The 12,284-nt window shown below is 54.2% G+C and carries 11 protein-coding genes; 4 read left to right on the top strand and 7 right to left on the bottom strand.

Annotation, left to right across the window (positions count from 1 at the left end; genetic code table 11):
- Positions 1-113 precede the first annotated feature (113 nt).
- From FJM65_RS02420 to FJM65_RS21145, 3 genes are all read right to left on the bottom strand, one after another.
- Positions 114-857, bottom strand: a complete 744-nt coding sequence (locus FJM65_RS02420) for a PRC-barrel domain-containing protein (protein ID WP_140619035.1) — start codon at positions 855-857, stop codon at positions 114-116.
- A 27-nt stretch (positions 858-884) separates the two neighbouring features.
- Positions 885-1,085 (bottom strand): hypothetical protein, encoded by a 201-nt coding sequence (locus FJM65_RS02415; RefSeq protein ID WP_140619033.1) that lies wholly within the window; start codon positions 1,083-1,085, stop codon positions 885-887.
- A 117-nt stretch (positions 1,086-1,202) separates the two neighbouring features.
- On the bottom strand, positions 1,203-1,997 hold the full coding sequence (locus tag FJM65_RS21145) for a membrane or secreted protein (RefSeq protein ID WP_181163619.1): 795 nt from the start codon (positions 1,995-1,997) through the stop codon (positions 1,203-1,205).
- 175 nt (positions 1,998-2,172) lie between these two features.
- Between FJM65_RS21145 and FJM65_RS02405 the strand changes: the two genes are divergently transcribed.
- Entirely contained in the window at positions 2,173-2,637 is a 465-nt protein-coding gene (locus FJM65_RS02405) for a hypothetical protein (RefSeq protein WP_181163618.1), read from the top strand.
- A 75-nt stretch (positions 2,638-2,712) separates the two neighbouring features.
- On the opposite strand, the gene FJM65_RS02400 is transcribed toward FJM65_RS02405, so the two are convergent.
- From FJM65_RS02400 to FJM65_RS02385, 4 genes are all read right to left on the bottom strand, one after another.
- Positions 2,713-3,507, bottom strand: coding sequence for a DUF4249 domain-containing protein (locus FJM65_RS02400; RefSeq protein ID WP_181163617.1), 795 nt, complete (start codon positions 3,505-3,507; stop codon positions 2,713-2,715).
- Positions 3,508-3,532: 25 nt separating this feature from the next.
- On the bottom strand, positions 3,533-5,869 hold the full coding sequence (locus tag FJM65_RS02395; RefSeq protein ID WP_219855935.1) for a TonB-dependent receptor: 2,337 nt from the start codon (positions 5,867-5,869) through the stop codon (positions 3,533-3,535).
- 570 nt (positions 5,870-6,439) lie between these two features.
- The gene (locus FJM65_RS02390; RefSeq protein WP_140619027.1) at positions 6,440-7,672 is read right to left on the bottom strand and encodes a nucleoside recognition domain-containing protein; all 1,233 of its coding nucleotides are present in this window, start codon (positions 7,670-7,672) and stop codon (positions 6,440-6,442) included.
- Positions 7,673-7,779: 107 nt separating this feature from the next.
- Entirely contained in the window at positions 7,780-9,249 is a 1,470-nt protein-coding gene (locus FJM65_RS02385; protein WP_140619024.1) for a M14 family metallopeptidase, read from the bottom strand.
- 201 nt (positions 9,250-9,450) lie between these two features.
- Between FJM65_RS02385 and FJM65_RS02380 the strand changes: the two genes are divergently transcribed.
- Genes FJM65_RS02380 through FJM65_RS02370 form a run of 3 tightly spaced genes read left to right on the top strand, consistent with a single transcriptional unit; the run spans position 9,451 to position 12,133 of the window.
- Positions 9,451-10,734 (top strand): serine hydrolase, encoded by a 1,284-nt coding sequence (locus FJM65_RS02380; RefSeq protein WP_239022793.1) that lies wholly within the window; start codon positions 9,451-9,453, stop codon positions 10,732-10,734.
- A gap of 54 nt (positions 10,735-10,788) precedes the next feature.
- Complete coding sequence (locus FJM65_RS02375; RefSeq protein ID WP_140619022.1) at positions 10,789-11,718, top strand: 2-hydroxyacid dehydrogenase; 930 nt, start codon at positions 10,789-10,791, stop codon at positions 11,716-11,718.
- A 1-nt stretch (position 11,719) separates the two neighbouring features.
- Positions 11,720-12,133, top strand: a complete 414-nt coding sequence (locus tag FJM65_RS02370) for a VOC family protein (protein WP_140619020.1) — start codon at positions 11,720-11,722, stop codon at positions 12,131-12,133.
- Positions 12,134-12,284 lie beyond the last annotated feature (151 nt).

Here is a 12,284-nt window from a genome sequence, read left to right as displayed (position 1 = left end):
CGTTTATACAAAAAAAACCGGCCCTTTTGCTGCTAAGCGCTGAGGCATAACAACAAAAGGGCCGGTCCGTGCATTTGTGCCGTAAAATTTAACTGCACACGTAGTTTAGAGGATTACAGGTCGAGTGCCCGCTTTTTCAGAAGTATAAATTCCTCTTCGGTGATGGAGCCGCGCTCCCGCAGGTGCTCCAACCGCTCAATGGTGGAAATGGAGTCTTCTACCGATTTAGGCCTTCTTTCTTCCTGATGCATATCTGCTGCGCTCAACTGATCTTCATCTTTGCTATAGTCGCGGCTGGAGTATACTTTTTCGCGGTACACATCCTGGTCAGAAGTATAAAAGCGGTTCTCGTCGAAGCTGGCGTCGTTGTAGAAGTCTTCCGACAGGTGGCGGTGCTCCGGCTGCCGGTGCAGGGCCTCTTCAAACTCGGCCTTGTGTTCTTCTGATGTGCCTGGCATGGCGTTGCGCTGAAAGCGGTTTACCGAGTCGCGCACAGCATACTCGTAATCTTCCGTCACGGGGCCTCCGTTATAGATCGGGTACTGGCCAATGGTGTTGGAGTCCACGGTAGGCACAAACACCTTTTTCCCTTTCTTATCCAGAGCAGCCAGTCCGATCGGAATCAGCATGTAGGGATCGTTCTCTGTGTTGAAGAACCTGCGGTCACCCACCACTGAAAGGTAGCGCGCCTTCATCAGTTTGGGGTCTACGATCAGGTCTTTCACCATGCCCAGGCTTTCGCCGTCTGCGCCCACTACCCGCCAACCCAGCACATCAGGGTTGTCTTTGGCGATCTGGTAATCGTGCATAGCGCTCAGGGGCACCAGGCGTTCGTTTCTAAAATCTTCGTTTTTCATAGCTTATTCTTACGTTTTGTCTTTACATCAGGCCACTGTGCCGCATGCAAGCGGCGCCTGGCTTTCGGAAGGTAACACCATGCCTGTGGACGGTACTTCTTCCACGTCTATTTCCTTGTCTTGCGTGAGCGAGTAGATAGCCCAGGCCACCAGGGCCAGTATTATCAGAAGGAGGAGTATCCAGGGCCAGGCGGGTTTCTTTTTTCGCTCGATGTTTATCTCTGCCATATCTTTTTTATTGATGCCGTTGATCGGTTTGTATGCGTTATAACTGCTATATAGCAGTAACAACTACAGTACGCTGAACCTGCGTTTAACGTTGAACCTGAATAAAAACCGCAGCGTTTATTCGCCGTTTTGCGACGGATTTTCCCGCTCCCATACTTCATTTATCAGTTTGCCGGTGCTGCTTTGGCCACTGTGCAGCCACTTGCCGTCTGCCACTTCGTACGTAAAGCTGAGGCTGGCCCCCACGCGGCTGGAGTCGCGGGAGAAGAACTCGATTCGTTCGGTATAGGTCCCGTCTTTGGCGGTATAGGTGCCGCCGCCTGTGCCCGAGAATTCTTTCGTGGCTGTGTTGAATGCGATCCACTGAAAGCGCCCGCCGGTCAGGATCTTGAGTGTTTTGCGCGGGCCACGGCGCATGGGGTTTAGGGTGCCATCCTCTCCGGCCCGGCCCGTTATGCGCCAGGTACCCTCCAGCGGAGCGGCTGCATCATCGGTAGCAGCTTTTTGCCATACCTGCGTAGCAGCTGCGTCCTGCAACTGCAGTTGCCTGTTCTTAAACGTATACTTGTAGGTATAGCTGCGGCCCACCGAGGCGGTATCCAGGGTGTTGAACTCCAGCGTTTGGGTGAGTTGGCTGTCCTGTATTGAAAGCGTGCCGCCGTAGGTGCCCCAGAATTTTTTCTTATCGCGGTCAAAATAGGTGACAGAGAAGTAACCATCCTGCACCAGGGCCACAGCAGTAGCGCCCTCAGGCAATGTGGCAAAGCGCGGGTTGCCGGAGCTAAGTGTCCAGGCCCCCTCCAGCATTTTTGCCGGACTTGTTTCCTGTTGTTGCACCGGCTTGTAAGGCGCTTGCATTACGCTGAATAAGCATACCGTGAGGGAGATGATGTTGAGGAGTAGAATGTTCATGGCTGATTTTTGACTAGAAAGATTAGTGGTCTGTTTTGTTGCTTTATAGGCTAATTCTAGGGGCTATGGACACAGAGCAAGTATAAATTGTGAGAAATGTGTAATGGTTTTTATATTAATTTATATTAAAAATATTGCATTTTATAAGGTAGTACGTATAATTGATGAGAAAGTAGTGAAATGGTTTAACCTAACACGACATACCTTGCCAGGCCAGCACCTACGTTTTAAGACTATACGACAGGACGAGTTCTTCATCATGAAGTTCAACCAGGAAGAGAAGTTCCTATGGAATACCTGGAAAGGTAAAATGCCGAGTGCACAGTTGCGCGAGGCCATGCTTTTTGCGAGTAATTTTATACTTGCCTACAATGTGACGTGTATTTTAGCAGACTATAGGTTGATGCACGCGCCCACGCTGAGCGACCAGGCATGGATAGCCAAGCATACCGGTAAGCTGCTGCAACACAGTAAGCTGGAGCGGGTAGCAAATCTGCTTGCTCCGGATGTCTTCCAGCAAAAAGCGATTGAGACCATCTACGAAAAGGCCTCTGAAATGCCGCAGCCCTGCGAAACAAGAGATTTTATCGAAGAGCAGGATGCGATCAAGTGGCTGATGGATGGCGATCACACCCTCTAAAAAACTGGTATAAATAAAGAGCGGCTGCCCTATACCCAATAGCGCAGCCGCCCTTTTATTAAGGCTATCGGATGCTTACCGCACCTCTTCCTCCAGCACCGACACGGCCGAGGCTACGAAGTACCCGATGGCGCCGTTGCTGATGTTGCTTGGGGCGTTGGCCGGGGTGCTCTCGAATGGTCCACCCGCGGCGTTCTGTTGGTTCAGCAGGGCAATCCAGAACTCGTAGGCGGGCTTGTCGATGCCGTACAGCTCTACTTTTAGCCTGTCTCCTTTCTCCAGGGCAAACTGCATGTTGGCGTGGCCATAGTTGCCGTCGTAGATGTCATCGTTCAGCACAGCCAGCTCGTCTGGCTCCAGCACATCGTTTATGTACACATTCCAGCGGTAGTAATTGCCCTTACCCGCCGGGTCCCGGAAGTGGATGATCGGGTAATAGCCTTCATCCTCCATGTGGCCGCCCTGTTTATACTCAAACGTAAGCGAGTCGATAGGCGATACGGTGGGCATAAAGCTTTGGGCAGTATAGGTCGCTCCGTTTACAACAGCCTTAAAATAATAAGTATAGCCAGGCGTACCCTGCAGCTTTGCCGTCTGGTACAGACCATCGCCCACTGTCCGCAGTGTATCGGCAGTGCCGTGGTTATCAGAAACAACGACCAGGGCACCGTTCACACCGGGCGTGGTGCCGTCTTCAAGATAGCCTTTGGTGGTGGAGAGGCGCACGGTGTAGGGCCCCGGCTGGTTCGTGATCAGCCCCTCGACAACCAGTTTAGTGTCATCGGTTCTCAGTTCGTAATCGATCACCTCTTCGCAGCCGCTCAGGCCGAGGGGCAACAGGGCGAGCAGGTATAACAGTATCTTATTCATCGTATGGTTCATGGCGGTTCATAGGTTAGAAATTGAAGTTATAGGTAAGCGAGGGCACCAGGCCGAACAAGTATGATTTCACCGCCTCGGTTTTGGTATGGTCGTCTTCGCTCTCGCGGAAGAAAATGGTGAAGGCGTTTTTTCGGGCGTAGGCGTTGTAGATGCTGAGCGTCCAGGAGCCGCTGTACTTCCGGAATTCGTTGCGCGGCTTCTCGTAGGTGGCCGACAGGTCGAGTCGGTGGTAGTCAGGCAGGCGGTAGCCGTTGCGTTCGGAGTAAACCGGGTAGGTTTTGCCGTTGTATTCGAAGCGCCCCACCGGCATGGTCACCGCGCCGCCGGTAGCGTAGGTCCAGTTGGCGCCAAAAGTAATGCTGGGGCTGAACAGGTAGCTGAGCGCTAGGTTACCTGAGTGGCGGCGGTCGTAGCGCGGCGCAAAGGCCTTGCCCTGGTTAATGCCCGGCACCGTGCGCTCGGTCTTAGACAAGGTATAACTCAGCGAGCCGGTTAGCAGCCCCTTTTGCTTGCGCACGTAAAACTCCGCCCCGTAAGCCTTGCCGGTTCCTCGCAGTAGCTCTGTCTCCAGGCGGTCGTTTAGCAGGATCTCCGCGTAGTCTTTGTAGTCAATCTGGTTATCCATCCACTTATGGTATACTTCCAAGGAGGCCTCAAACATATTGTCGTTGAAGTTGCGGAAGTAGCCGGCCGCTACCTGGTCGGCGAGCTGCGGCTTGATATAGGTGCTGCTCGGCACCCACACGTCGAAGGGCAGGGCAGAGGTGGAGTTGGATACCAGGTGTAGGTACTGCAGCGTGCGGTTGTAAGAAGCTTTCACCGAGCTCACCTCGTTCAGTTCATACTTGGCCGAAAGGCGTGGCTCCAGCCCGCCATAGCTTTTTATCTTCTCAAAGCGGCCGTATTCCACTGTGTCGGTAGGCGTCTTAAAGCTCTCATCGTACAGGTATACTTTGCCCGGGCCCATGTTGGTAAAGCGGGAGAGGCGCAGGCCGTAATCCACTGTCAGGCGGTCGGTAAGCTGGTGCTCGTTGCTCAGGTAAACCGCAGCCTCCAGGGCGCTGGTAGAATTCAGCTTCAGCTCGTTTACATAAGATGCCGGGCCCGGCTTCACTTCGGCAGGCATAAAGTTGTGGTACGTCAGGTGCAGGCCAAAGCGCAGCTGGTTTTTCGGGTTCAGGAAATACGTGTAGTCGTTTTTGAGGCCGTAGTCTTTGATGTGCGACTTCCAGGTAAACTCCGACTCCGCCTCCTTGGAGCCCAAGGCGTAGTCAAAATCAGAAAATAGAAAAGTGGTGTTAGAGAAGAGGCGGTCCGAGAAGAGGTGGTTCCAGCGCACGGTGGCCGTGGCATTGCCCCAGTTCATCATAAAGTCGTCGGTAGCGGCCACGTCGCGCCCAAAGTAACCCGATACAAACAGGCGGTTCTTGTCATTTAAAGTATAATTGAGCTTGCTGTTGAGGTCGTAGAAGTATAGCTGATTGCCTTTGATGTTCTCGTCGCTGCTCAGGCCAAAGAAAACGTCGGCGTAGGTGCGCCGCCCGGAAAGTATAAAAGAGCTCTTGTCTTTGATGAGGGGCGCTTCCACCGTCAGGCGGCTGGAAACGGTGCCGATACCACCCGAAACGCCGAGCTTCTTGCTGTTGCCCTCTTTCATGCGGATGTCGAGGAGGGAGGAAAGGCGGCCGCCGTGCTGGGCCGGGATGCCGCCTTTATAAAGCTGCACGTCTTTAATGGCATCCGCGTTGAACACCGAGAAAAAGCCCATCAGGTGCGAGGCATTGTAAACCGGCGCTTCGTCCAGCAGGATCAGGTTTTGGTCTGCGCCGCCGCCGCGCACGTAAAAGCCTGAGGTGCCCTCACCGGCCGTCTGCACGCCCGGCATCATCTGCACCGCCTTCACAATGTCCACTTCGCCCAGCAGGGCAGGCATACTTTTGAGCTCCGCCACCTGCATTTTTAGGGTGCTCATTTCCATCGAGCGCACGTTGTTGTCTTCCTTGTGCGTGGTGATCTCCACTTCCTGCAGGGCGGTGCTGTTCTCCTGTAGCTCCACGTCGAGCTTCTGGCTGCTGCCAAGCGGCAAGGTTTTGCCGGAGGCCACAAAGCCTACATAGCTGTAAAGGAGGGTATAGGTGCCTTTGGGCAGCGTGAGCGAGTAAAAGCCATACGCATTGGTGGCTACGCCTACACCAGGCAGTTCCTGCACACTCACGGAGGCCCCGATCAGGCCTTCGCCGGAGGCACGGTCTCTTATGTAACCGCTCAGGGTTACCTTGTCCTGCGCCTGGGCCATCGTAGCCACCAGGCAAAGCATCAGGAGAAGCAATGTGGTTAATCTTTTCATCATAGTTTTATTTTGTAGAAATGGAGTTGCTGCTGCAGCGCAATTTCAGATTGCGCTGCAAAACTACCCTGCTGTAGCAAGGCGTTAATTATACTATTTCAGAGATGTGTTATATAATTTCTAAAAGTTGCGCTTGTTCAGTTTGTCAGGCACGATTAAGCATACAACCGGAAGTATAAATTACACCGGTAGGCAACCTAGCAACGCGTCAGGAAACAGGAAAGGCCTTGAAGAAAGTATGGAACAGCGGCTGCTACGCATCAGCGGCCTCCGCGCGGATAGGGGATGTGTATTTTTTTCATCGTTTTATGTCGTGGTAAGCAGGTGCATGTTGATCTGTTGCAACGCCACCTGAGAGGAAGCCTGCTCAAATCGGGCGCAAAATTAGACTTTCTTTTGGTCATGCAAAAGCCAACTCCATCATTACAGCTGTCTATTATACCAACGGCTGTATGCTCAAGACAAGGAGGGAAGAATAACAGACAAATCCGGAGGAGCTAACCGGCTGGTGCTAAACAAAAAAGCCCCGGATGCATCACCAGCGTCCGGGGCTTTTTTGTTTCATTCTGCTTTTTAATGGAAGAAGAGATAGGCCATAAAGATTGCCGCGATAATGCCTGCAAAGTCGGCCAGCAAGCCGCACACCAGCGCATACCGGGACTTGCGCACGCCCACAGAGCCAAAGTACACGGCCAGGATGTAGAAAGTGGTCTCGGTTGAGCCCTGGAAAACGGAGGCCATGCGGCCCACAAAGGAGTCAGCGCCATACGTGTTGATGGACTCTACCATCAGGCCGCGCGCGCCGCTGCCGCTCAGGGGTTTCATAAAGGCCACGGGCAGGGCCGGCACAAAGTCGGTGTTTACACCTGTCAGGCCTACCAGATAGCCAATACCGCCCACCAGCATGTCCAGTGCGCCGGAGGTTCTGAACACCCCAATCGCCACCAGAATCGCCACCAGGTAAGGTATAATGGTCACGGCCACCGAAAAGCCTTCTTTGGCCCCTTCTATAAACGCCTCATACACATTCACGCCCCGGTACAGGGCCAGCCCGATAAAGGAGATGATAATGGAGAAGAGTATAACGTTACTAACCACCGTAGAAATAACGCTTACCTGCTCCTGCGGAATGGTGGTGAAATAATAGATCAGCGCCCCGATCAGCACGATCAGCGTGCCCAGGTAAGCCAGGATCACTTTATCGAACAGGTTGATGCGCTGGTAAAGCGCCACGGCAATCAGCCCGACAACAGTGCTGAAGAACGTAGCCAGCAGAATCGGGATAAAGATGTCGGAAGGGTCGGCGGCACCCAGCTGCGCCCGGAACACCATGATGCTGATGGGGATAAGTGTGAGGCCGGAGGTGTTAAGCACCAGAAACATGATCTGCGCGTTGGAAGCAGTGTCCTTGTCCGGGTTCAGCTCCTGCATCTCTTTCATCGCCTTCAGGCCCAGCGGCGTGGCGGCATTGTCCAGTCCCAGCATGTTGGCCGAAAAGTTCATCAGAATAGAGCCAAACACGGGGTGGTTGTTAGGGATCTCCGGGAACAGGCGGTGAAAAAACGGGCCGACCAAACGGGCAAGTATGGCGACCACGCCGCCTTTCTCGCCCACTTTCATCAGGCCCAGCCACAAGGTCATCACGCCGGTGAGGCCCAGGGAGATCTCAAAACCCAGCTTGGCGTTGTCGAAGGTGCTGGCCACGATCTTCTGAAAAATCTCTGTATCCTGGAAAACGATAAGCTGAAACAGGGCAATAGCAAAGGCAACCAGGAAAAAGATTGCCCACAGGTAGTTTAAGACCATGTATAAAAAGGTTCGAAAGGGTTAAATTTAGCCTGTAATATACAAACTCGCGCGTAGAATTGCCATCGGCAAGGGGCGCAGTCTGCTGTTTTGTTGTTTTCGTTTGATCAGATGCGGAGCCCGAGCGGCAGTGCATGGTAAGTGTCCGGCAGGGGAGAGGCGGGCGCCAGGGCAAACCCGTTGACTATGGTCCACACCACGGTGCCATCCGGTGCCTGCAGGCTAAAGTTAGCCCCCTCACCCAGCCTGAAGGTATGATCCACGGCTTCTGCCGTTCCCACCACATTCAGCGGCAGCTCCAGCGGGTTGATCAAAGTAAGGTCGGGCGGCAGTTGCTCCACCCGGACCGTCGTATAGCCTTGGGCCAGAAGCGCCTCTGCTGTTTGGCTGTCCAGGTCCTGCAGGGTTCGGAACGGAGGCTCGTATACGTTGCCGGGCACCAGCCGGAGGCCGGTGGCGTCTATTTCCTGGTAGCCGTGGTAGAGGTGCATGTCTCCGATCTCCTCCACGGTGCCTTTATAAATATAGCCTTTGCCAAAGGGCGCGTTCACCTCCTGGCGCAGGATGCCCACGTCCAGCGCCACATCGTGCCCGTTGACCGTATGCCGCACATGGCGCAGCACCACGTCGTACAGGTTGCGCTGGTTTTCAGGGATGCCGTAATAATTTTCCAGTCCATGCGCTTTATACCCTTCGCCGGCGATCAGGTGCAGCGCCGACACCATGGCTGTAAAGTTGAGCTGGCGCATGTACTGCTTCTCCTGGTCGTTATGGTAGCCACCCGATTCGATCAAAATTACGCTGGTGCCCCACTTCTGGATGTTATCGCCAAAAGCGCGCGGCTCATGCTCATCCGAGAACTTGGCCACCTGCCCCGGTATAAACTGCTGTAGTGCCTCCTGCAGCCCGGCAATGGTGCGCATGGCCCGCTCCCGCACCTGGTTTACCGTCTGGGCATGGTCGAAGGCGGGTGCCAGGAAGGCAATGGTGGCCGGGTTAGGGGTGTTGCCGGCGGTGTAGTAGCGGCTCTGGTCGTGCAGGTTAAAGCCAAACTCGGGCGCTATGCGGTCTCGCAGCTGCTTGAGGAGGCGCGCCTCAGGGCTCTGCAGGCGCAGGGCGTCCCGGTTCAGGTCCACTTCCAGGGCATTGCGGCGGCTAAAGCGTTCCGCCCCGTCGGGGTTCAGCATGGGCACTACGTGCAGCGTCAGGTGCTGCAACAGGTGCCGGCGCAGTGGGTCCAGTTCGTCCGACCGATGCAGAAAGTTAAACAGGTCGAACAGGGCCATGGTGGCCGTCGACTCGTCGCCATGCATTTGCGACCAAAGCATCACGTTGATGTCGCCCGTGCCGGCCTTCACCAGGTAAATGTCCCGCTGCTCCACCGACTGGCCTGCCACTTCCACCTCAAACGCCTCGTGCTGTTGCAGGCGCTCCAGCAAAGGCACCATCTCGTGGTGCTTAAACCGCCGCCGCTGCAGGGCAGGGGCCTCCTCTGCATACTGATGATACTGCCTGTAAACCTGCTGCGCCACTTCTGCCGCTGTTGGCTGCGTTTGCCTGTCTGTGTCGTGAGCCATACTTGTAAACCTTTTATGTATACCCGCAAATGTTGTAACGGTGAACAGGGAAAAGTAGGAAGGATAAGGATGGAATAAAAGAGGGCGGCGCAAAAAATTATACTTAGCTGCATCCCCAAGCCCATATTTTTTCAAATAAGGCATGAAAGCAAGAGCAAGTAAAAAAAGCTTCGTACCTTAATGCTGACGAATCAACCTACCATGAAAAAGACTTTCCCGTACTTAAGCAAGCGCTTGTTCCTTGCCACCGGTATACTGGTGGCGGCGGCGCTGCTCACACAAACCCCCGCCATGGCCCAACAGGTTAAGCACAAAAAGCTGGTTCAGAAGATCATGAAGCGGCACCCCGACCAGTTTCGGGAAATACTGAAGAACCCGGAGAAGTACCGCGTGCAGATTCTCTACACCCAAATAGACCGGGATGCGCAAAATGATCCGCACTTTACTTCCTATACTTACAGGGTAGACCCCAAGGAGTATTTTTACCCGGCCAGCACCGTAAAGCTGCCTGCCGCTGCGCTAGCGCTGGAAAAACTGAACGAGCTGGATGTGCCGGGTCTGGACAAGGAAGCCCCCATGAGGATCGACAGCGCCTATGCGGGGCAGTCGGCGGTGCAGACCGACAGCAGCGCCCGGAACAACCTGCCTTCCATTGCGCACTATATTAAGAAAGTACTGCTGGTAAGCGACAACGATGCCTATAACCGGCTGTATGAGTTTCTGGGGCAGGAGCAGCTGAACGAAGGGCTGCACGAGAAAGGCTTTGAGGACGTGCGCCTCTCGCATCGCCTCTCCATTTTCCTGAGCCCCGATGAGAACAGCCATACCAACCCGATGACCTTTTACCGCGGCGACAGCACCCTGTACAGCCAACCCATGCTGTTCAATGCGCACCCTAAGCCAAGCCCGCTGAAAGAGGTGTTCCTGGGCAAAGGGTACTACAAAGACGGCAAGCTGGTGAACGAGCCGATGGATTTTTCTGCCAAGAACTACATTTCGGTGGAGGTGCTGCAGGGCATCCTCAAATCGATACTTTTCCCGGAGGCGGTGCCCGCCGAGCAGCGCTTTAACCTGACGCCCGAAGACTATGCGTTTCTGTACAAGTACATGTCGATGCTGCCCCGCGAGAGCGATTACCCGGCCTATGACCCGCAGGAGTACCCAGACAGCTATGTGAAGTTCCTGATGTTTGGCAATGGTAAAGAGCGCCTGCCGGAAAATATCCGCATCTTTAATAAGATAGGCGATGCCTATGGCTTTATGATCGACAACGCCTACATTGTGGACTTTGAAAACAAGGTGGAGTTCATGCTGACAGCTGTGATTTACGTAGACGAAGACCAGATCTTTAACGACGACAAGGCGCTGTATGAAGAGGTGGGCTTCCCGTTCATGAAAAACCTGGGACAGGCCTTTTACAAGTATGAGCTAGACCGCAAAAAAGAGCACCTGCCCGATCTGAGTAGATTTAAGTTCACCTACTAAGGTTAACGAGCGTTACATCAGAAAGCAAACGACTAATCAATACACCTACAACCAATGTCTATCGTAATTTTAAACCAGGGCAAAGACATCAGCCCCTGGATAAAGGCCCTTCAGGAGGCAAGACCAAGCCTGAACGTAGAAGTATACCCGGAAGTGAGCAAGCCGGAGGAAGTAACCTTTGCCCTGGCCTGGAACCACCCGTTAGGCGCATTTAACGAGTTCCCGAACCTGCGGGGCATTTCCTCCATGGGAGCGGGAGTAGACCATGTGCTGAAAGACCCTGAACTGCCTGCGGGGGTGCCCATCTCCCGCATTACAGACGAGGATTTGACCAACGACATGGCCAATTTTGTGCTGGCGCTGGTGCTGAACCATACCCGTGGACTGGCTTTTTATAAGCTGCAGGAGGAGAAGGAGGCATGGCAGCCGCGGCCATACCGGCGCAATGAACAGGTGACGGTAGGGGTCATGGGCCTGGGTGTGCTGGGAGCCGCCGCTGCAGAAAAGCTACGCCGGAACGGCTTTAAAGTAGCCGGTTGGGCCCGAACGGCGAAAGAGCTGGAGGGCGTGCAGGCATTTGCCGGAGACGAACAGCTGGATGCCTTTCTGGCTACTTCCGATATACTGGTGTGCCTGCTGCCGCTGACACCCGAAACCGCAGATATCCTGAACAAGGAGACCTTTCGCAAATTGCCCCAGGGAGCCTTTGTCATAAACGTAGCCCGCGGGCAGCACCTGGTGGAGGAGGACCTGGTGGAGATGATCGACAAAGGCCATTTGGCAGGTGCCAGCCTGGACGTTTTCCGGCAGGAGCCTTTGCCGAAAAGCCATGTTTTCTGGCAGCACCCCGCCATACAGGTGACGCCGCACATTGCCAGTGTTACCAACCCTGCCTCTGCGGTGGCGCAAGTGCTGGAAAACTACGACCGGGTAAACCGCGACGAAGCTCCGCTTAATGTTGTCTCACTTGAAAAAGGCTATTAGCATGAACGCCTTCCACTATGCCTTTAAAGTAAAGGACATTGCCTCGACCAGAAAGTTTTATGTTGACTACCTGGGCTGCCGCGAGGGCCGCAGCACCGACCGCTGGATCGATTTTGACTTTTACGGGCACCAGCTTTCGGCGCACCTTAGCGAGAACCTGCCGGAGCTGGATTACTGTGGCAAGGTAGACGACGTGAGCGTACCCATCCCGCACTTTGGCTGCATCCTGACGGTGAAGCAGTTCGGGGAAGTGCAGCAGCGGCTGGAGCAGCAGGATGTGACTTTTATCATAAAGCCGCACCTGCGCTACCCGGGCAAGCCTGGTGAGCAGTATACTATGTTTGTGCTGGATTTAAGTAATAACCCGCTGGAGTTCAAAGCGTTTACTAACTCAGAAGAAGTGTTTGCCTCCTGAGAGTGCCCCTTCCCGAATATCTGTAGAAGAAACGAACTATCTTCCGCCATAATTTGTACTTTGGGAGTGTTTTGACCTAGGGTGCTGCCGTGGGGAGCTGGAAGAGAGGGCGCTGTGTTTCCGGGCCAAAGCATATTGTTTAAGCCAAAGG

Origin of the sequence: Pontibacter mangrovi (genome assembly GCF_006385705.1) — a bacterium.
GTDB classification, from domain to species: Bacteria; Bacteroidota; Bacteroidia; order Cytophagales; family Hymenobacteraceae; genus Pontibacter; species Pontibacter mangrovi.
The sequence above is the reverse complement of the archived record's forward strand: the minus strand, read 5'-3'. Positions and strand labels throughout refer to the sequence as shown.